Origin of the sequence: Sinorhizobium sp. 8-89 (assembly GCF_030124325.1) — a bacterium.
Taxonomy (GTDB): Bacteria; Pseudomonadota; Alphaproteobacteria; order Rhizobiales; family Rhizobiaceae; genus Sinorhizobium.
In genome coordinates this window covers 109,688-130,426 of sequence record NZ_JASKLR010000006.1, presented here as the reverse complement: position 1 = coordinate 130,426, position 20,739 = coordinate 109,688, and the positions used below count along the sequence as shown (strand labels likewise).

Here is a 20,739-nt window from a genome sequence, read left to right as displayed (position 1 = left end):
TCATGTCCTGCTGCACTGGCATCGCTGTTCCACTCGCCGAGGACACTGCCCGGAGCACTTCTGGCGCGAAAGAAATCGGCTTGGCGAGCCGGGATCTCGGCGGCGGCCTCCGCCAAACCGTCTTGGCGCTGCCCGACGTCCACTGCGCCGCCTGTATTGCGGCCGTCGAAAGCGTCCTGAGGAGAGTCCGCGGCGTCGAACTCGCCCGGGTCAACCTGTCAACGAAGCGAGTTACCATCAACTGGCGCGGCAAGGCTGATGAGAGCCCGGATTTTTCGGCCGAGCTCGAAAAGGTCGGCTATTGCGCGCACTTGGCTTCTTCGGAGGAAGGCGCGCAAGACCCGGTGCTTTCGTCTCTCTTGAAAGCGCTCGCAGTCGCCGGGTTTTCGGCGATGAACATCATGATCCTGTCTGTTTCGGTCTGGTTTGGAACGGATCCCGCGACGCGACATGCATTCCACATGATCTCGGCGGCGCTCGCTCTGCCGGCGATGGTCTATTCCGGCAGAGTATTCTATCGCTCGGCCTGGGCTGCATTGAGGCGCGGCCGAACCAACATGGACGTTCCGATCAGCGTCGGCGTTGTCCTTGCCTTCGCGCTAAGCGTCTATGATATGCTTCAGAATGCACCATACGCCTATTTTGACGCGAGCGTCTCCTTGCTGTTTGTTCTGCTGGCGGGCCGGACACTGGATCAGATGATGCGGGGCAGGGCGCGTTCGGCCGTCGGCGCACTGGCAAGGCTCTCTCCCCAGGGTGCCAACGTCGTGACAGCAGATGGCGCCGTCAGCTACCTCCCGCTTCCCGAAATTCGACCAGGAATGCATCTTCTCGTAGCTGCGGGCGACCGAGTGCCGGTCGACAGTGTCGTCGTAGCGGGGGCGTCCGAGCTCGATTATTCGCTCGTCTCCGGCGAGAGCTGCTGGAGACACGCAGTACAGGGCATCGAGATACGGGCCGGCGTGATGAACCTGTCCAACCCGCTCACCTTGCGGGCGACCAGCTCGGCAGACGATTCCTTCCTTGGCGAGATGGCGCGCATGATGGAGGCGGCAGAAAGCGGGCGCTCGACCTACCGCCGGCTGGCCGATCGCGCCGCTACGCTCTATGCCCCCGTCGTTCACGGGCTGGCCTTGGTGTCGTTGTGCGTCTGGCTCTATGCGACCGGCGATCTCCACAAGGCGATCACCATCGGCATCGCCGTGCTGATCATCACCTGTCCGTGCGCACTCGGGCTCGCGGTCCCGATGGTCCAGGTCGTCGCCGTACGCCGGCTCTTCGAGCAGGGGGTCATGGTTCGCGAGGGATCCGCATTAGAAAGACTGACCGACATCGATACGGTGCTGTTCGACAAGACCGGAACGCTCACGTTGGGCGAAATGCGTCTCGTCAACGTTGGCAGCATTCCGCCGGAGGTACTGTCCCTGGCGGCCGCTATGGCCAGGTCGTCGAAACATCCCGCCTCTGTCGCGATAGTTGCCGCGGCTGGCAGGCAAGTCGCTCGTGCGTCATTCGACAGCCTGAAGGAGGTGCATGGGCACGGTATAGAGGCGAGGACAGGGGAGGTCGTCTATCGCCTCGGGCGGCCGACCTGGGCCTCTTCAGCGTTCTCGCCGAGTGCCGACGAGGGAAACTCAACAACATCGGTATTGTCGAAGAACGGCCATGAGCTTGCAGTCTTCGAATTCGAGGACCCGCTGCGCCCGGGCGCTCGGGAACTCGTTGGCGCCCTGCGTGCCGCCGGCCTTTCCGTGCGCATCGCGTCAGGAGATCGCTATGCCGCCGTCTCGTCCGTTGCCCACCAACTGGCAGTGAACGACTTCGCGGCCGAATTGCTTCCAGGTGAAAAGGTCGACCTCATCCGGACATTGGCGAGCGAGAACCGCAAGGTGCTGATGATCGGCGACGGGCTCAACGATGCTCCGGCGTTGGCGGCGGCGCATGTGTCGATTGCCCCCTCGTCCGCCGCGGACGTCGGGCGGAACGCATCCGACTTTGTTTTCCTCTCACGCAGCCTGCTGGCGATCCGGGAAATCAAGGAGACTGCAGCGCGAGCCGATGCTCTGATACGCCAGAATTTCGCGATGGCGGTGGCCTATAATATCGTCAGCGTGCCCTTTGCCATTGCCGGGCAGGTCACACCGGTCGCTGCTGCGATCTCCATGTCTCTATCCTCGATCGCGGTCGTCGGGAATGCGCTCCGCCTCGGCGCGCGAACCCGCATGCGTCGCGACATCATCCAGACGACAGAGGCAGCGTCGGTAAAGACATGAGTTATCTTGCTGTCCTCATACCGGTAGCATTGGCGATGGGCGTAGTGGGGCTGGGCGCGTTTTTCTGGTCGTTGAAATCCGGGCAATATGAGGATCTCGACGGAGCCGCGGAACGGGTCCTGTTGGCGGATGAGGACGAGGTGACGGCGCCGACAGGATCGCTTCGGAAGGAACTGGCCGAGTGCGGTGGCGTTTCCGATGAAAGACGACAGGATCCTAAAAAGCTCCCCTCGGAGGCGAAATGCAACAGGACATAGATGAACGCGTGGACGATGACCGCTCTCCGGAGCAGCACGAGCAGCCAGACCGGCAGATCGATCCTTCGGAGTCCGTTACCCTGTTCGCGATAGCGCTCGGGACTATCGGAGCCTTGGCTGGCCTCGCCGCCGGGTTCTTCTTTTCATCCGGTTCAGGGACGGGTGCCTCAGTCCTCAATTGCCTTATTGCCACCCTTGCCGGTGGATCGGCAGGGGTGGTCACGGGCGGAACGATAGGGGCCGCCATCGGCGTGTTGCGCGGCGTCAGTGCGCCGAAACGAACGGCCGATTCAACCTCGAGGGCAAACCTGACCACGCTCAGTTGACGTCGTGATGAGGCCTTATCTCGTCGCCGGCCCAGGCCCTTGAGCGGTGCCGCCACCCTGCATACGCTGCAAGGGTCGTCGTACTCCGAGCGGCGACGCCGCCGGTACTGCCACCCGAGCTCTGAGATCCAGCACCGCCATTCCCGATGCCGAGAATGGCTGGGAGAGGCTCGCGATTGCGCGCTGGCCCGTGTTGGGCTTACCGGGGGCGGCGTGCACAGACGGCGTCATGATACCCGCGCGCAGGCCGATATTGCTCCTGAGGCATTTTGGTCCACCGCTTCGATGTTTCTGTTACACTTCTATTCCTAACTGGGGACTCGAAATGACCTCCGACAATTTGCCGGAACAAGTCGACCGACTTCTCGACAATGCCGATCTTGCGGAAGCTCTCGAGAACGAACAGTTCAAGCGATTTCTCGACCAAGTGCCGATCGCTCTCGTCATCTCTAAGATCGGTGCTCGGGGCGAGCGGATTATCTACGCCAACCCTGAGTTCGAGAGCCTTTCAGGACTGACCGCGGCGGAGGTTGCGAACAGAGAGTGGGGCGTGCTTGAAGCAGAGCCTGTCATCGCTCGGTCAGGCCGTCGTTATCCAGACCGATCGCGTCGGAACCTTCAAAAGAAGTGCCGGTGACACGACCATCATAATCGACGTTTATTCAAACGTTGTTGAAGACGACGAGGGGCAGCCGTGTTTTCGCCTCGTCGCACTTGTGGATGTGACCGAGCACAAGCAGGCCGAACGCGAGGAGCTCGAAAAACGTATCAAAGAGCAGGATCTCCTAATTAGCGAGCTGCAACATCGGGTGAAGAACAACCTTCAGATGATAACGGCACTAATCCGGCTCGAAGCACGCAGCAATCCGGCCCCGGACACGCAGTCCTTCGAAAGGTTGGCCGGCCGTATTGAAGCACTGACCACGCTGTATCAGACCCTCGCAAAGGGAGGGAGCAGCCAGAACGTCGATCTTGGCATCTATATCGGTCAGATCGCATCCGCTGTCATGGCATCGAACGCTTGCGATGGGGTTAGCCTCGACATGAAAATCGACCCCTATCCTGTTACGATTGACGTGGCGATGCCAACCGGGCTTGTCGTCAACGAACTGCTCACCAACGCGCTCAAGCACGCTTTTGCGGGGCGAGAAGGAGGGGTGATCACTCTGCGAAGCACTTTTGAAGACGGTGCTTATCGCGTGATCGTTGCGGACGACGGAATAGGTTTCCCGGACGGGGAGACTTGGCCCAAGCCCGGCAAACTTGGCGAGTTGATCGTGCAATCGCTGCACGAAAACTCTAAAGCCGATCTCAAGGTGAGTTGCACTCCGGGTCAAGGCACATGCGCAACGATTAGTTTCAGGCAACGGCCATGTTGATAATTTTGAGAAAAGTTCCGATCTTGGCTTGTCTCCACTTCAACTCAGGAGACAAGTCGCCGTGCTGGTGATCGGTACGTTCCTGGCGTGATTGGTGCCGCCCTCAAATGATGCTGGAGAATCTCTGGCGCTCGCGAATATAGGCGACTGCGGCGGCCTCTAAGCTTTGCACTCCTCTTGAGGAGCGCTTCACCTTCTCCTTCGGCCGAGCATCGCCGAAGTCGCGCCGCAGGTCCGGTGTTGACCGATTCGCGAGAGTGCCGGTGCATAGCGGTGGGCGGGTGCTGTGGCTTGTATCAGTCGCCTCTTTAGGATCCTTATGCGTCAACGGCCCGCAGTTTTTCATTGCCGCTTGCCACGGGCTCTGGGTGCTCGCGGCGTATTTCGCCTATGAAATATCGGCCTCACGCCGTAGCTCGTCTGCAATCATCGGCCGCTTGGTGGATATGCTCGAGACCGCTGCAGCGCCGTGACAAGCCTCGTGAAGTGGCCGTCTCCCGAGAACATCAAGAGATGAACGACGAGTTCGCATGTTTCAATCGCGCCGATCGCGAGCTCCACGTTCACGTTGCCCTTGAGCCTGCGCTGGCCGAACGAGTCGGTGAATTCCTTGGCGGGCTTGGTGACGACGTGATATCCATCATAGTCGAGCCAGTCGATCAGCGGGTGGATAGGACGAGCTTCCTGATCTCCGATCAGGACTGTGTGATAGTAGGCCCCAGCCAGGTAGCCGCGCTTTTGAAAGGCCGCTATAGGTTTGCGGAAATCGACCTTCGAAGCCAAGCCTCTTTGACGTAGCATAGAGATGGCGCCGTCGATGAAAATTGCGATTTTCTCGCGATGTTCGAACGTTGCGACCCTCCGCTAAACCCGCGGATGGCTACTAGCCGATGTTCATCACCTGCGCCGACCGCAAATATCATACGGTCGTGGCCTTAACTCGCCGGACTTTGGCGGATGATACATTGCGGAACGAACGCTCAACGGCACGATTTGATTTCAAGCGGGCTGCAGCCGCCGCAGTAGCCCGACGTATTTAAGCTGGCAAGTTTGGGCCGAGATGGTGTTTGGGAAAAACATCATTGTCTCTGGTCGAAAGGAGCGCGATGTGTCGTATAAGGTAGGCGCGGGGGGCGTCGAAAGGTCGGTGGCGGCCATGATATATCTCCTCCCGAAGTTTGAAGTCGTCTTCGACAAGACATTGGCCGGGATCCGGACAGGAGGCTTTGACGGGTGTCAAAGACACGCAGTGATTGTAGTCCACTGGGGCGGCTATCGAGTGTGTCGCTCTAGAGAAGTCGGATTCGATGGATACTGATCAGCGATTGCGGCTGAAGTGCCGGACGGCGCGACTGGGGCGGTCCACTTTGATCCGCGTCAAGATGTAAATATCTCGGCAGCCATATCCTCGTAGGTCGTTACTGGCCAGAGAAGAGGCGAAATGTCGACACCACAAACCATCCGGCTGGCAAGCGCGCCACGTTTGCGCGCGGCACCAAGCCCTGCAGAAGAGGCGTATCATCCCGAAGCCGAACTGAGCGGGACGGACGGGAGTTCACATTGTTGACCTGCAAAACACAACCGAGCTCGCGCCAAGTCGGCGCCACCGCGAGGGAATCGCCAATGTGGCGTTCGAAGACAGTTATCGAGCTGACCGTCGGGGCACTTTTTGGTTCAGGATTTCTACTCCTTTCAGAATATCGGCTGCAGGTACTCGGCTATCTTCCTTATCTGCTCGTACTCGCTTGTCCGCTCCTGCGCATGGTTCATTATGGCCGCGACAACGCGGCGCATAGACGCTCGCGTCAGGAAGAGAACGTGCCTGAAGCCTAGGCGGACTGTCGCGGCGGAGATATTGTCGCGGTCTCCTTACCCACCGCCCCTCTACGAATTAGCCCGGAACCGTTTACCGGCGCGCTCTGGTAGACGAGACAGCGCGCGCGCCCGGCTTGCGGCCCCATGTTGGTGGATGAATCGATCACGATCGGAACGACCGCAGATGGAATCGCCCGGCCGCTTGACTCGCCAAAGGCGTTGATTGCTAGGCTCCGATCGCATCATGACGATCGGCTGTTCAGACCACTTCAATTTTCCTTTGCTGCCGCTGCTGCGGACCAGTGACCGGTGAAGAGGGGGAGCATCGAGGCTACCTCACCTCCATCACACCTTCAGCGAACTCGAGGAGTGCGTCAGCACTGCCGCCGGGCGGCCCATTTGACGGCCGTTCCCTGGCGCACGTATTCGTTCGAAGACGCGCCCATGACGGCATCATCCCCGACGGCGAGTGAGCCCCCACACAGAGTGAGGTCGACCTCCCAGCCGGTCTTCGATCAGGACTTTAGGCGATGAAGTTCCTTGCGTATGAGTATGAGGGTCGGGTCGTCTGGGTAGGGGACCGCGACAAAGCCCTGTTCCCGTTCGAGTTCGATAGCTTCGCGGTTTTCCCGGCTTTCGATCGATTCCAGTGTCTTGACGCCGAGTGCCTGCGCATAGCGGGCGACATGCCGCAGCAATTCCCAGGCGATGCCCTTGTGCTTGTCCTCGGCTCGAACGGAGATCGCCACCTCTGCCTTTTCCATAGACGGATCGCAGACAACCATCGCCGTTGCAGCGATCGCTTTGTGACCGTCGGCAAAGGCAAGGAAGTTCTCCGTCAAATTGTGATCGACCCTCGTCATGGCTACGACACGCTCGTGGCTCACCTCGCGAACACCGCCCAGAAAACGGAAGCGCAGGTCTTCAGGCGTCACATGGGCGAAGAATTCCGCCAAGAGCGTCTCGTCCTCGGGGCGGACCTGTTGAACATGGAGCACGAGCCCGGTTCGGGTCAGGAGATCGCAACTCCAGACGTCGGCAGCCCCCGATGCGGACAAGCCGACCATGCCCAGCTCTTCGGTCGTCCGCGCCGGAAGCGCATCCACGGCGATCTCGACGATGACCTTCAATGCCTGCGTGCTTGCGGCATGGGAAAAAGTCTCGTAGGCATCGAGAACCCGATCGAGGCTGAAGCGATGCGTGATCAGCTTTTTCGGGTCGATCTTGCCCGCCTGCACGGTCTTCAGGAGCATCGGCGTCGTGGCCGTATCCACCAGCCGCGTGGTGATCGCGATGTTCTGCGACCACAGCTTTTCGAGATGCAGATCGGCCTTTGCGCCGTGGACACCGATATTGGCGATGACGCCGCCTGGCGCGACGATCTCCTGGCAAAGATCGAAAGTGACAGGAATGCCGACCGCCTCGATCGCGGTGTCGACGCCCTTACCTCCAGCCAGCGCCAGAACCTGCTGCACGGCGTCATCGCCGCTCGCCCTGAGCGTCTGCGTGGCGCCGAAGCGTTTCGCCACCTCGAGACGGTTCTCGTCGAGATCGACCATGATGATCTCGGCCGGAGAAAAAAACTGTGCCGTTAGCAGCGCCGCCAGCCCAATCGGCCCGGAGCCGACGATGGCGACCGTGCCGCCCGGCTGGACCTTGCCGTTCAGCACGCCACATTCGAAGCCTGTGGGGAGAATATCGCTTAGCATGACAAGCGCTTCCTCGTCGGCGCCCTGCGGGATCGGATAAAGGCTGGTGTCGGCATGCGGGATGCGGACATATTCGGCCTGGGTCCCGTCGATCGTGTTGCCGAGAATCCAGCCGCCGGTGGTGCAGTGGGAATACATACCGCGTCGGCAATAGTCGCACTTGCCGCAGGAGGAGATGCAGGAGATCAGGACGCGGGCTCCCTTGGTGAACTGCGTCACTCCGGCGCCCGTCTCCTCGACGATCCCCACGCCTTCATGGCCGAGGATGCGGCCTGGCGCGCAGGACGGCACGTCACCCTTGAGGATGTGCAGGTCGGTGCCGCAGATCGTGGTCCTCGTCATCTTTACGATGGCGTCGGTCGCCGTGGCGATCGTGGGCATCGGCCGTTCCGCAAGGAATTTCCGTCCCGGTCCTTCGTAGACGAGAGCCTTCATCAAGTTTCTCCTTCGCACTATTTGCGATCGGTTGTGGACTTTACTGATTGTGCACGCGCCGCTGCGGTTGAGCTTTGACGTCGGTCAACGCAGGGCGCCGCTTCAGGAAAACTCTGCCTCTCGGCGGCGTTTTACGCCCGCCAAGCATACGGGCCGAGCGGGTGCACTCTTTCACTCCGTGGCGTTTACGCCCATGTGCAGTTGGCTTGGCGCTGTCCTCGTGAAAGGGCCGTTGACGCATATCAATACACGCGCGGGAGAACTACCGTATGCATGCCCAGCTGGTGTCTTCTCGAGAAGGACGATCATGCAGAACATCAAACGTGCCTTGTCGGGCATACTGGCACTGCTGAGCGCCCTGTGGCTGGCGGCTGAGCCTTCCCTTTTCCAGCCGGCCAATTTCCAAGCGTTTCGCGAAACGATGCTTCAATACAGCGGCGTTATCGCCACGGGTGCGATGAGCATCGCAATGATCCTGGCGCTACGACCGCGCTGGCCGGAGGCCTGGTTCGGCGGGCTGGATAAGATGTACCGCCTGCACAAGTGGCTTGGCATAACCGCCCTCGTCGTCTCCGTAGTTCATTGGCTGTGGAGCGAGGGGGTCAAATGGGCGACGAGCTTGGTTGGCTTATGCGACCGGCCCGCGGAGCAAGGCCGGCTCTTGAGAACCCGGCTGAACAGCTCTTCATGGGCCTGCGCGGTTCCGCGGAAGCGGTGGGGGAATGGGCATTCTACGCGGCCGTGTTGTTGATTACACTGGCGCTGATCAAGCGCTTCCCCTACCGGCCCTTCTACAAGACACATCGCTTGCTTGCCGTGGTATATCTGGTGCTTGTATTTCACTCGGTGGTGTTGACGAAGTTTAGCTACTGGACGTCGCCCGTCGGCATCGTGGTCGGGCTGCTCATATTCGCCGGCACTTACGCGGCGATAATTGTGCTGCTGCGTCGCGTAGGTGCGGATCGGCAGGTTCAGGGTAAGATCTCGTCGCTCCAGTACTATCCGGGCGTGCGCGCGCTTGAAACCGAGATCGAGGTGCCGAATGGCTGGCCCGGCCACAAGCCCGGCCAGTTCGCCCTTGCGACCTCCGATACGGCGGAAGGTGCGCACCCGTACACAATCGCGTCCGCATGGAACGACAAGGATCGGCGGATTACCTTCGTCACCAAAGAACTGGGCGACCATACCAGTCGGCTGCGCGACAAGCTGCATGTCGGGCAGGATGTGAGGATTGAAGGGCCATATGGTTGCTTCACCTTCAACAACGGCAAGCCGCGGCAGATCTGGATCGGGGGTGGCATTGGAATCACGCCCTTCATCGCCGGCATGAAGCATATCGCTTTGGAGCGGCGGGCATATCCGGGTCAAGAAGGATTCCCGTTAATCGACCTGTTTCATTCCACCGCCGAGTATGACGAAGTGGCCCTCGCCAAATTGAGGGCGGATGCGGAGGCCGCGGATCTCCATCTGCACGTCCTGGTCGACTCCCGTGACGGACTGCTGACTGCGATCGTATCCGCGCCGCCGTGCCCGAATGGCGCGAGGCCAGCATCTGGTTCTGTGGACCGGCAGGCTTCGGCGAAGCGGATTTTGCCGCGCAGGGACTGCCTGTAACCGAGCTTCCACCAGGAACTGTTCGCGATGCGGTGAAGGATCTTGAGGAAAACCATCGAGCGAAGCCCAATTCAGCTTGACCGCTTCTGCACCTCGCCCGCATCCATCAGCGCGTACAGGATGCCCATCACCGCGGAGCCGGCGCCGAGTGGCAGCAGGACGATCGTGATCGCCGCTACGGCCGGCGTATGTTCGACGGCGCGTATGGCGGCGAAATCGTAGCTTCGGGGGGACCCGCGAGGAGGCCGAAGGCGAGCAGCAGGCTCAGCGCGCCGAAGCTTGCCATGACGATATAGAGATAGCCTGCGCTTCGGTTGTCGGCGTCGCGATGGTGCGACATCACCAGCGCCCGCGAGGCCAGCGACATGAACTCCCGGGAGAGCAGAAAGGTGAAGGCGGCGGCTGCCAGCACCACTAGATTCATGCCGGCGAGAAAGGCCGGGAAAAACGGCAGCACGCGCTCAGGCACGTGCTCGTGGCAGCCGTGGCCGAGCGCGTATAGACCGGCCGCCGAGATCGACGACCGCGAGGAAGAATGCCGCAAGTGCGTCGACCTGGAAATGGGCGCCGAGCCACGGCAGGCCGAGGGGGAGGACGAGTGCTGCGGGACTGGCAGGCGAGACCGTCGCGAAAAGCTCAGTAACCGCGGTCGCGTAGGCGATCGCCGAGACGATGAGGCTGATGCCGTAAATGATCGAGGCTGACTGGCTTGCTCGTGCAATGAAGACCGCCAGAACCGCCGTCGCCAGAAAAGCCAGCACACATAGCAGCAAGGCAAGGACCGACGTCATGGGCGGTCCCCCCGCGCCGCGTCCGCTTCCGCCGGGCTTGGGGGTTTGGCGCTGCCGACGGCCTTCAGCCGCACGCCGCGCCCACCGTTCTCGCTCACGGTTCCTTCGTTGATCAGTTCGAGGCCGGCGGTATCGAGAGCAGCCAGCAGCCGCATCAGAGCGTATCCACGTTACCGCGGACCACATTAGGGCTTGCCTCCATGCGCTGGATGGTCGGGACCGAGATCCCGGCCAGTTCAGCGAGCTGACGCTGGTCGATCCCGAGAAGGGCCCTGGCGGCCCGCAATTGAGCAGCGGTAATCACGCTTCGACCATCGCTTGTCTTGCTCTGGCTCTGATAATCGGAATCTAGCACCTCTCTAATTGATGGTTCAAAACAATATTCTGATGCACGGGACGTTTCTAGACTTAGGAGCCGATTGCCAACATCCTGCGGCTCGCAAGCGGGGCCTCCGCCGCCGGGATACCGAGGTGACAAAGGACTTTCAGTCGAAGTCGCAGGGCCACGTTGCTGGGACGGTAAGTTCAGGCGGCAGTTTCGTCGCAGTGTCACCACATGCCAAATTGATCTGTGCTTGCTGGAGGCCGGTTGCTGCCGAGAGGTCCACTCCCTCGATCCTCGTCAAAGAGAGGACAGAATGGTCGAATGCGATCGGTCCCTCGATGATTGCCCCACTGAGATCAGCGCGGGAAAGATTGGCACGCGAAAACCGGATGCCCTTCAATTTCGCACCGACGAACTTGGCGCGCCCGAGTTCGGCTTTCTCGAAATTGACTCCGGTGAGATGCGCTCGGCTGAAGTCGGCGCGTTGCAGGGCGGCGTTCGCGAAGGAAGCGCCTTCCGCAGACATTCCAACGAAAATGCTTCGGTGAGCTTCGACCCGATCGAAGTTTGCCTTTTCGGCTTTTGCTCCAGCGAGCGACGTGCGCACTAGTTTTGCTTTTTCGAGATTTGCCGATTTGAGATTGGCGTCGCGGAGGTCGGTGAGAGTAAAGTCGGCGCCAAGGAGGGTAGCGCCTTCAAGGTTAGCGCCCCTGAGGATGAGATGGCTCTTATTGCAGTCGGTCCAGTCGAGCCCGGGCGCGGGTGAATTCCTGCAATGCACGGCCGCCGCGGGACTCGCCCAAACCAGGGCAAGCACGGCTGGGCCAAGCATCAAGGTGAGGAGTACCGGGATCGAGGCCCTGCGCTTGCCGGCGGCATGCGTCCGATCGACAGAGCGACCGACGCTCGCGGCATGAACATCGGCAAAATGCTTGAGAGCCTCGGCATGGATTTTCATTGCGTTCTACCTGTGATTTTTTGACCGCTTTTCAGGACTGCTGTCGGCACTTGTGAAAGCCACCGCCGACCATGTCTCTAGAGTAGAGTGCCCGATTTTGTCCCTTGGCATCTTGTTCCGCGTCAATCGGGGCGAGCATCAAGAAGTCGCTACGATTTGGCCGCAACTGGGGCGGCCAACGGCAACCTCCTGCCTCCAAATGTTCACTGCACCCTTGGCCCGATCGGCTAAGGTCGTTGCGCCTTGATGTACGCGACGAGATCGGCAATCTCGGAGCGTGTCAACGAGAGATCGGGCATACGGGAGTGATGGGGTGCGGCCAAGAAAGCGGAAAGGCGGGTCTCGTTAAATTGTTCCGCCTGACCGATCTGAGCGAATGTCGGAACGGTATCAGAGGCGTGAAGTTGCCCGGGTGAAACGACGTGACACTCGCTGCACCAGCGCTGGGCTATGCTACGCCCGCGGGCTCGATCGGCCGCGGCGCTCTCGCCGATGACCGTCAAAACGAGAGCAACGGCGATGGCGCATTGGGGACCACGCGTTCGATACATTGCAGCCGCGTCCTTTTGGTTCACCAACAACCGCGCGTTCGCGTCGCTGGCTATGGTTTACATCGATGCTCAAGCCGCGTCCGGATGATGAGCCTTCCAGTCAGACACATCAGTTCCGGATATTGCGACGCGCCTATCGGGCGTGAACTCCTGACAGTCGAACTTCTTGGAAGCGATATCGCTGAAGACTGCGATGTACTCCTGCAGGCGGCACTCGTTACAAAGCGGCGGATCGGCGATGTCGAGCAGTGCTTCCTTCGTGACAAGAACGATTTCGTCGCCTCCGACGTCTCTTTCCATGATCAGAAGCCCGTCGTCACCAGACGCCTTCATCATTCCACTAATCAATTTCAGGGGCATTTGTGATCCTCCTGGCATGCGGATCTGGGCTCCGATACGCAACATTATGCTACACCGATGGGGAAGACTCCTTGATCAAGCTCAAACTCGAATGTGCCAGTGCGAGCCTCTGGTGGAGTTATCTCGAACGATCCGGCCCGGTGCAGCATTCGAGCGACCTCGTTGCCACAGGGGAGAACATGCTGGCTGAGTGCGCGCCTGCAGGCTCCCAATCGGTTTTCTGAAGCTGCAAGAGAACGAGACCGGCTCATCGGCGCTGCCAGCGACCATACCAGTCGGAAGAAGCTTGCGCGCTTTGAGTTGGAGTAATCAGCCGGCGCGTCTGCCACAGTCGCGCATGTCTCCGATCCAGCGAGAGCGCTTCTTCTCATCGGCAAACGAGAGACCGTAGAAACTCTCGCGAATGGGTTTGATGCCGGCGAAGCCCAACATGCTGCGTTCGAAACTGCGCACGCCATATGCGCCGAAATACCACCGGTACAGAAGCACCGGCATTCCCATGGTAACGACTATGCGGGCCGAGCGCCCGGCAAGCAGCTTCTTGGGGAAACCGCCTTTCTTGTATTCCATCGCAAAGCCGGGCCTAAAGATGTGCTCAAGGAAGCCCTTGAGCAGGGCCGGCATCGTTCCATGCCAAAGCGGGAATAGAAAGACCCAGTGTTCTGCCCAGCGCATATCCTCTCGCGATTGCTCCAACGTGGACGGCAATGCTCCCGTCTCGAAATCCTGTTGGGTTCGCAGCAGCGGAAACTCGAGCGTTGCTACCTCGATGCGGCGGACCTCGTGTCCTGCCGCGGCAGCACCCTCGACATAGGCGTCAGCCATTGCGTGCAGGAGGTGATGCCCGGCGGGGTCTGGATGGCCCTGAATCACTGCGATGCGCTTAATCACTGGAACTCCTCCTATCTGCCAGAAGACTGCGATTTGTTCGCGCCCGGAGAAGCGGCTGGTGACGTCTGTGTTGGCAACGAAATCGCTGACGATCTCTCTGCGGCCCATGACGGCCATCTGCAACTTCAACTTTCACATATCTTGGGCAGATCGGGCGCAGAGAACTTTGATGTCGCGCAATCGGCACGGTGATCGCGAGCGCAGTAATGGGTCGACTACTCGCCCTCCAGCAACCGATAGATTTCCTGTTCCTGAGCAAAATGTAGCCGTGTGATGGCTTCGAGCCCGTGAAGCAGCCGCTCGATCTCGTAGCGCTGCGTCGCGCTTGGGCCATGGTCGCCGAGGGCCTTTCGAAGGGAAGTCAAGCTGTGGACCTGACGCAGGATCTCTATGTGAGTCCTGCTCATGCCGGCGAAGGCATCCGGCGTGCCTGCTTGCCTGCGCAGTCGTGGATAGAGTTCCTCGTCGTCCCGCCGCTCATGCGGAAGAAGATATCGTCGCAGCAAGGAGTCCAGGTCTGCAAGCTCGTTGCGAACTTCAGATTCAGAAGCACGTTGGATACGGTCGGTCGTATGGCGGATCTCATCCACCACATCCAGCAGGGCCCGATGTTCGGCTTCGAGTTCCAGGAGTTCCAAATGCGACAAGTGTGTTGTTTTCCGCCAGTCACGCAGAGGGTCTGCGAGCGCCCGCAGCGCATTCAAGATGGCGACGACGTCGATTGCTTCTTGCAGCAGCGCGCCCTGAACCGGTGTCAGGTAGCCGAAGGCGGCCGCAAGCATGCCGGCGACGGACAGGCCCATCCCCATATAGACGCTCTGGAGGGCTATGCTGCGTGACCTATGCGCGATGTGGATAGCGCTGACGAGGCGATCGAGCCTGTCCACCAGGATCACGACGTCCGCCGCTTCCGAGGAGGCAGCCGCCCCGCGCGCGCCCATGGCTACTCCTACGTCGGCGGCCGCGAGAGCCGGCGCGTCGTTGACGCCATCGCCCACCATCATCACCGGTCCTGCCGATCCTTCCGCTTCCACAATCCGAGTTTTGTCCTCCGGTTTCAATTCGGCCACAACGCTGTCCAGCCCCAGGAAGGACTGAAGGCTTTCCGCGAGCTCTGTGCGATCCCCGGTCGCAAGTACGATCCGGTCGACGCCGGCATCGCGCAATCGCCTCAGCACGCTGCCGGCCTCCGGCCTGACTTCGTCCGCAAGCAGAAACGCGCCCGCTAGAACTCCGTCCATGGCGGTGAGCACGGAGACGGTGCCATCCCTCCGGATCCACTGCCGGATGTCTTGCGAGAAGGCGGTCTCCTCGATCCTGGCGCTGACGAAATCCCAGCCGCCTACCGCAATCTCGTGGCCGTCGATGCGGCCGGTCACGCCGGAGCCCGCCTCTTCACGGGATCCAGATGGTGCGGCCAGCCGCAACCCCCGCTCCCGTGCGGCTGCGACCAGTGCGCGGGCGATGACGTGGTGTGAGCCCTGATCCAGCGATGCGGCCAGACGCAGCACTTCCAAAGGGTCGAGATCGGTGCGGGACTTAACCTCGATAAGACGGGCCCGGCCGTCGGTAATCGTCCCGGTTTTGTCGAGGATCACCGTCTTGATGCGGGCAAGCGTTTCAAGGGCGCCTCCGCCCTTCACGAGCACGCCTTTGGCGGCGCAGCGGGAGACACCGGAGATAATCGCCACCGGGACCGCGAGAATGAGGGGGCACGGTGTCGCAATGACGAGGACGGCGAGCGCCCGGATCGCTTCGCCACTCACGGCCCAGGCGCCGCCGGCGAGGAGCAGCGTGACCGCAAGAAAGCCCAGCGCATATCGGTCGGCAAGCCGAACGATGGGCGCCTTCGCGGCTTTTGCCGCCTCCACTAGCCTGACGATTGCCGCATAGGTGCTGTCCCTCGCCGCGCTTGAGGCGACCATTTCGAAGGCATCGCCGGCGTTTGTCGTGCCGCTCGTCACTGGCTCGGCGGATCGGCGCCGGATCGGCATTGCCTCGCCCGTCAAGGCCGACTCGTCCAGCACGGCGATGCCATCCAGCATATTTCCGTCGACCGGCACCACCTCGCCACGGCGTACCAGAATTCGGTCGCCAGGATTAAGTTCTTCGATGGAAACCTCCTGCAACTGCCCATCCGCGTAACGCACGGCGGTGTGCGGTACCCGGTTGAGCAGCGCTGTCAGTTCTCGGCGTGCGCGCCTTTGAGCGAAGTCCTCGAGCGCCTCGCCACCACTGTACATCAGTGCGACGATGCTGCCGGTCAGGTATTCGCCGAGAATGAGGGCGCCGCCCATTGCGAGAGCCGCGATGAGGTCCAGCCCGAATTCCTTCCTCCCGAGACTGATCGCGATGTCGGTAAGGAGGCTCGCCAGGATCATCGCGGTGCCGGCAGCCCAGGACGCGGCGCTGAGGTCGGGCCGGCCCGCGAGCCAGGTGACTGTGCCAGCGAGCAAGGCTACAGCGATGAGGGCAAGGAGAAGGCGCTTGCCCAGCTCTCCCCCTTGCCAAACCGGTTCGAAATCTCCGCTCCTCGTCAAGGTACTCTCCAACAGATCTCGTGAAGGATATTGGATCCCAGGACCGTTGTCATGATTCCGCGCAATGTCCCGCAAGAACGCCACCGGCGAGGAAAGAAAGCGCATGACAACGGGAATGGGCGCCGCCGTTCGCAGCGCATCGAAAGCTTGCAACTCCGGACCGGGTTTGCTTTTACTTGGCGGGGGTTCACTTGGATCATCTCAAATGACGGTGCAGCGGCGGCGGCGCATCATTAAGCGTCAGAGAAGTTCTGTTGGTTTGGCGCTTGTCGCTGCAATATCGTTCCTCGCAGGCATGACCGATGCCATGGGGCTTATGTCGCTCGGGGATTTTGTGTCGTTCATGAGTGGCAACACGACTCGCGCCTCCGTCGCCCTGATCCAGGCCGACGTCGCGCGGGGAGTACTTCTCATCGGGGGCCTGATCACCTTCGTGATAGGGAACGCCGTGGGAGTGATGGTCTCGATCAGGTTCAGGCCGCATGCTGTTTTGCTGTTCGTATCCGTTCTGCTCGCATGCGCAGCCCTGTTAGCCGATCAGAGAGAGCTCCGGTTCCTTATGCTTGTTCTGGCGATGGGAGCGATCAACGCCTCTGTCGAGCAGATCGAAGGGCTGCCGGTTGGCTTAACATATGTTACCGGGGCACTGTCGCGCTTCGGACGAGGGTTGGGACGCTGGGCGATGGGCATCCGCAACACGCATTGGGTCATCCAAATAGTGCCGTGGCTCGGCATGATGGCAGGAGCCATTTCAGGGGCAGCCCTCGTGCAAGAAATAGGAAGCCTGGGCCTATGGGTGCCGTCGGCTGCAGCCCTGTTATTGGCAGCAGTCGCGATCCAAATACCCCGTCGCTGGCAAAGTAGGTTCATTCAGCACCGTTAGTGGTTATCCGCGTGGAATCTTGCCCATAACCCATTTGCAAAGCCGCTCGCTGCCCGTCTGCTCCAAATCGGATGTGCTTTCAACCTGACCCGGAGTAGATGGCGCAACACTTGCGCGCTTTCAGGAAAGCCGACATCAAAACATTGCACGGGGGCAGTGAATGGAACCTCTTATTCTCCGTCTGGGGCTTGCTCTGGCAATAGGTCTACTCGTGGGGCTCGAGCGTGGATGGCGGGAAAGGGAAGCGCCGGCAGGCAGCCGCACGGCAGGCATCCGCACCTACGGCATTTCGGGTCTGTTTGGCGGGATCCTGGCGGCACTGTCCGATGCGCAGCGAAGCCACCTTATCTTTGCCGCAGGGTTCATGAGCTTCGCGCTGAGTTTCACCTGGTTCAAACTGCGCGAAGCGCGGCACGATGAGGATTTCAGCGTCACCGGCGTCATTGCCGGATTGGCGGTTTTTGCGCTCGGCGGATTGGCGGTGACTGGCGACTACAGGGTGGCGGCGGCGGGCGCGGCTGCACTCGCTGGCGTGCTCGCCAGCCGCGAGCTAATGCACAATCTTCTCAAGAAGCTGTCATGGATCGAACTGCGTTCGGCTCTCGTGCTGGCGGCGATGACCGCCATTGGGCTGCCTCTTCTTCCAAACCATGCCATTGACCCATGGGGTGGTTTCAATCCACGTGAAATTTGGTTCTTCACGGTCCTGAGCGCCACCATTTCATTTGTTGGCTACGTCGCGGTTCGCCTACTTGGCCCGTCAAGAGGACTGGTGGTGGGCGGGCTGGTGGGGGCAATCGTTTCATCGACTGCCGTGACAGCCAGTTTTGGGCAGAAGGCACGCTCTGGCGAGGAGCCGGGGCCGTTGGCTGGGGCCGCAAGCATCGCCGCCGTCGTCTCGCTACTGCGAGTGTTGACGGTAATTCTTGTCATCTCTCCGCCGGTCTTTCCTGAAGTTGTCCTGCCAATAATTGCAGCGGCGTTGATTTTTGCTGCGGGTGGTGCCGCCCTGATGGTTAAGAGTGCACCTCCCGCCGACGAACCAATCACCGCACGCAATCCGTTTGAACTCTTTCCGCTTCTTATCTTTGCAGGTCTGTTTGCCCTGACTGCGACGACCGGCGCAGCCTTGATGACCGGTATGGGCGACAATAGCTTGATCGGCATCTCGGCCGCGTCTGGGGTATTCGACGTCGATGTGGCGATACTGACAGCGCTTCGCGCTGGAGGCGGAGCGGTACCGCTGCAGATCGTCGGAGCCGCAGTGCTCGTTGCGGTACTCGCAAACGCAGGCGGAAGGGTGTTGGTGGCGATGGCGTCCGGAACAATACGGTATTGGATATCGCTCGCTGCTATATCGCTTCTCGCCGGAGGAACCGGAGTCGCGGTTTATTTCGTCATTGCCCGCTAATTCCGTGGAGGACCCGCCGTTATCGAACAAGATCGGGGAAGCGGGTCGGATTCCGCACGCGTTAGCCCGCGAAGCAACCCCTCTCATATGAGATGTTGCGTTAGATCAATTGCTGTCCTTGTATTTCGGCCTAATTTCTTTCGGGAGGTCTCGGTTTGGATCCCAGGTCGGAGGAATCGACATGGTCCAGAACATCAAAAGCATACTGATTGGCCTGACGAAGGAATTCGGCCCTGACGAAACCTCGTCCGCGCTGGCTTACGGTATTTCTCTTGCGCAGCAGGCGGGTGCGCATGCCACTATCCAGGCTGCTTCGATTAAGCTCACTCTGTCGAGCGCCGGGGTCAGCAAGGTTATCGCCGGTCTCGTCCGGGAAGAGAACCAGCGGCTTCATTCCCTTGCCCAGGCTGCCGCGCGCACCGCAGAGGCCCATGCTGTCTCGGCGGGTGTTGCCTGCTCCATCGAGAGCCCGCATCTCAGCTATCCCGAGCTGCTCGCAGCCTTCAGGACGCAAGCCCGCCTGCATGACCTCACGATCGTCGATGCAGAATCCGAATCTCTCGCTGTCGACCGGGGGCTGATCGAAGCCCTGCTGATGGAAACCGGGCGCCCATTGCTCGTGGTCCCGGCCACGCAGGATGTATTCTGCGCCAAGCGAATTATCGTAGCTTGGGATGGCAGCGGCCGGGCTGCCCGAGGGGCAGCCGACGCTCTGCCGTTCCTGCGGGCCGCAGAGGCCGTAAAGGTGGTCGCCGTGACGGGAGAGAAGGGCCTCCCTGCCACCCCCACCTGTGCTGACGCCGCCCTACACCTCAGCCGCCATGGCGTGAACGTGGAGGCGCAAACTCTGCCGGTCGTAAAAGGCGACGTTGCCGAGACGCTGCGCAAACATGCAACGCTGATCCATGCCGATTTGATTGTGATGGGCGGCTACGTCCACTCGCGGCTGCGCGAGCTGGTATTCGGTGGCGTCACTCAATCTCTGCTGAAACAGAGCCCCGTGCCGCTGTTCATGGCATACTGATTGCAAAGACCGACCTGCAGTTCAGGGTCTGAGCGCATTTGGGTTCTCATGCCGGTGCCGATCCTGTTGGTCCCGCTGAGGCTGACAGCGCACGCAGAAGGAGGTCGTCATGCCTAAGATGAAAGCCGCAATCTTCGTCGCGCCTGGTCGCATTGTACTTGACGAGAAGCCGATCCCCGACGTCGGTCCGCTCGACGCGCTCGTGCGGATCACGACCACCACAATCTGCGGTACCGACGTCCACATCCTGAGGGGTGAGTACCCGGTCGCACCCGGCCTCACGATAGGCCCCACGAGCCGGTGGGCGTGATCGAGAAGCTCGGGTCCGCCGTGCAGGGATACAGGGAGGGTCAGCGTGTGATCTCCGGGGCGATCTGCACCTCAGGCCACAGTAATGCGGCCCTGTGCGGCTGCCATGGCCAGGATGGCCCCGGCACGAGACACGGCTGGAAAGGCACGGGCGGCTGGAAGTTTGGCAACACCATCGACGGTTCGCAGGCCGAACGTCCTCGTACCTGACGCCATGGCCAACCTGGCTCCGGTGCCGGACGGCCTGGCCGACGAGCAGGTGCTGATGTGCCCCGATATTATGTCGACGGGCTTCTCCGGGGCGGAAAGCGGTGCCGTCCGCGTTGGCGACGCGGTGGCGGTATTCGCGCAGGGGCCTATTGGATGGTGTGCTGCAGCGGGTGCGCGTTTAATCGGCGCAACGACGGTTATCGCGGTTGACAGCGTTCCGGCCCGCATGGAGATGGCCCGCCGCATGGGAGCGGACCATGTTGTGGATTTCAAAGCTTGTGACCCCGTTGAGGAAATCATGCGTCTGACCGACGGGCGTGGCGTAGATGTAGCTATTGAGGCGCTCGGTCGACAGGACACCTTCGAAGGTGCGCTTCGCGTCCTTAGGCCCGGAGGTACGCTGTCGTCTCTTGCGTCTATTCAAGTGATCTCAGAATTCCACTCGACGGCTTTCTCGCAGGTTTAGGAGACCATACTATCCGGACCATCCTCTGCCCGGGAGGTAAGGAACGCATGCGTCGTCTGATGGAGGTGATCGCATCCGGCCGTGTCGACACGCGTCCTCTGGTGACCCACCGCTTCAAGCTGGACCAAATCGAGGAGGCATACGACCTTTTTGCAAACCAGCGTGACGGGGTGCTAAAGGTCGCGATTACTCCATGATGCTTCCATCGGCGC

Annotated in this window: 13 protein-coding genes and 7 pseudogenes; 11 read left to right on the top strand and 9 right to left on the bottom strand. The window is 60.8% G+C overall.

The genetic code is table 11. The features are described from left to right. Positions 1 to 2: 2 nt before the first annotated feature. From QN219_RS14540 to QN219_RS14525, 4 genes and pseudogenes are all read left to right on the top strand, one after another. Positions 3 to 2,273 (top strand): heavy metal translocating P-type ATPase, encoded by a 2,271-nt coding sequence (locus tag QN219_RS14540; protein WP_284000420.1) that lies wholly within the window; start codon positions 3 to 5, stop codon positions 2,271 to 2,273. Further along, positions 2,270 to 2,530 (top strand): cbb3-type cytochrome oxidase assembly protein CcoS, encoded by a 261-nt coding sequence (ccoS, locus tag QN219_RS14535; RefSeq protein ID WP_284000419.1) that lies wholly within the window; start codon positions 2,270 to 2,272, stop codon positions 2,528 to 2,530. The genes QN219_RS14540 and ccoS overlap by 4 nt, the downstream gene beginning before the upstream one ends. Further along, entirely contained in the window at positions 2,515 to 2,856 is a 342-nt protein-coding gene (locus QN219_RS14530) for a hypothetical protein (protein ID WP_284000417.1), read from the top strand. The genes ccoS and QN219_RS14530 overlap by 16 nt, the downstream gene beginning before the upstream one ends. Positions 2,857 to 3,181: 325 nt before the next feature. After that, positions 3,182 to 4,235, top strand: a pseudogene (locus QN219_RS14525) (sensor histidine kinase). Positions 4,236 to 4,632: 397 nt separating this feature from the next. Here QN219_RS14525 and QN219_RS14520 read toward each other — a convergent pair. Further along, positions 4,633 to 5,036: pseudogene (locus QN219_RS14520) on the bottom strand (NYN domain-containing protein); the annotation flags it as partial. Between the two features lie 822 nt (positions 5,037 to 5,858). Here QN219_RS14520 and QN219_RS14515 point away from each other — a divergent pair. Beyond that, entirely contained in the window at positions 5,859 to 6,068 is a 210-nt protein-coding gene (locus QN219_RS14515; RefSeq protein ID WP_284000416.1) for a DUF2933 domain-containing protein, read from the top strand. A gap of 497 nt (positions 6,069 to 6,565) precedes the next feature. Here the strand turns inward: QN219_RS14515 and QN219_RS34170 are convergent, their stop codons facing one another. Together QN219_RS34170 and QN219_RS14505 are read right to left on the bottom strand one after the other, a co-directional pair. Beyond that, positions 6,566 to 6,913: a GNAT family N-acetyltransferase gene (locus tag QN219_RS34170; RefSeq protein ID WP_405052142.1), complete on the bottom strand. Its 348-nt coding sequence runs from the start codon at positions 6,911 to 6,913 to the stop codon at positions 6,566 to 6,568. Between the two features lie 249 nt (positions 6,914 to 7,162). Continuing rightward, positions 7,163 to 8,194 (bottom strand): annotated as a pseudogene (locus QN219_RS14505) (zinc-dependent alcohol dehydrogenase family protein); the annotation flags it as partial. A gap of 307 nt (positions 8,195 to 8,501) precedes the next feature. On the opposite strand from QN219_RS14505, the pseudogene QN219_RS14500 reads away from it, so the two are divergent. Next, positions 8,502 to 9,844: pseudogene (locus QN219_RS14500) on the top strand (ferric reductase-like transmembrane domain-containing protein). A gap of 98 nt (positions 9,845 to 9,942) precedes the next feature. On the opposite strand, the pseudogene QN219_RS14495 reads toward QN219_RS14500, so the two are convergent. The 4 genes and pseudogenes from QN219_RS14495 to QN219_RS14480 all read right to left on the bottom strand — a co-directional run. Further along, positions 9,943 to 10,599, bottom strand: a pseudogene (locus tag QN219_RS14495) (hydrogenase 4 subunit B); the annotation flags it as partial. Next, positions 10,596 to 10,903, bottom strand: a pseudogene (locus QN219_RS14490) (helix-turn-helix domain-containing protein). The pseudogenes QN219_RS14495 and QN219_RS14490, both read right to left, overlap by 4 nt. Before the next feature lie 181 nt (positions 10,904 to 11,084). Continuing rightward, positions 11,085 to 11,756 carry a pentapeptide repeat-containing protein gene (locus tag QN219_RS14485; protein ID WP_284000585.1) on the bottom strand — a complete coding sequence of 224 codons (672 nt, stop codon included), beginning with the start codon at positions 11,754 to 11,756 and terminating at the stop codon, positions 11,085 to 11,087. Positions 11,757 to 12,502: 746 nt separating this feature from the next. Next, the gene (locus QN219_RS14480; RefSeq protein ID WP_284000415.1) at positions 12,503 to 12,793 is read right to left on the bottom strand and encodes a hypothetical protein; all 291 of its coding nucleotides are present in this window, start codon (positions 12,791 to 12,793) and stop codon (positions 12,503 to 12,505) included. Between the two features lie 71 nt (positions 12,794 to 12,864). On the opposite strand from QN219_RS14480, the gene QN219_RS14475 reads away from it, so the two are divergent. Next, on the top strand, positions 12,865 to 13,017 hold the full coding sequence (locus tag QN219_RS14475) for a hypothetical protein (protein ID WP_284000414.1): 153 nt from the start codon (positions 12,865 to 12,867) through the stop codon (positions 13,015 to 13,017). 85 nt (positions 13,018 to 13,102) lie between these two features. Here QN219_RS14475 and QN219_RS14470 read toward each other — a convergent pair whose 3' ends face one another. Beyond that, positions 13,103 to 13,813, bottom strand: coding sequence for an NAD(P)H-dependent oxidoreductase (locus QN219_RS14470; RefSeq protein WP_289624136.1), 711 nt, complete (start codon positions 13,811 to 13,813; stop codon positions 13,103 to 13,105). A gap of 86 nt (positions 13,814 to 13,899) precedes the next feature. After that, positions 13,900 to 16,224 carry a heavy metal translocating P-type ATPase gene (locus tag QN219_RS14465; RefSeq protein ID WP_284000413.1) on the bottom strand — a complete coding sequence of 775 codons (2,325 nt, stop codon included), beginning with the start codon at positions 16,222 to 16,224 and terminating at the stop codon, positions 13,900 to 13,902. Between the two features lie 205 nt (positions 16,225 to 16,429). Here QN219_RS14465 and QN219_RS14460 point away from each other — a divergent pair, with 205 nt between their 5' ends. The 4 genes and pseudogenes from QN219_RS14460 (at position 16,430) to QN219_RS14445 (ending at position 20,724) form a co-directional block, all read left to right on the top strand. Then, positions 16,430 to 17,107 (top strand): YoaK family protein, encoded by a 678-nt coding sequence (locus QN219_RS14460; protein ID WP_284000583.1) that lies wholly within the window; start codon positions 16,430 to 16,432, stop codon positions 17,105 to 17,107. 160 nt (positions 17,108 to 17,267) lie between these two features. Beyond that, complete coding sequence (locus tag QN219_RS14455) at positions 17,268 to 18,518, top strand: MgtC/SapB family protein (RefSeq protein ID WP_284000412.1); 1,251 nt, start codon at positions 17,268 to 17,270, stop codon at positions 18,516 to 18,518. Between the two features lie 181 nt (positions 18,519 to 18,699). After that, positions 18,700 to 19,542 (top strand): universal stress protein, encoded by an 843-nt coding sequence (locus QN219_RS14450; RefSeq protein WP_284000410.1) that lies wholly within the window; start codon positions 18,700 to 18,702, stop codon positions 19,540 to 19,542. A gap of 109 nt (positions 19,543 to 19,651) precedes the next feature. Beyond that, positions 19,652 to 20,724: pseudogene (locus QN219_RS14445) on the top strand (NAD(P)-dependent alcohol dehydrogenase). Positions 20,725 to 20,739 lie beyond the last annotated feature (15 nt).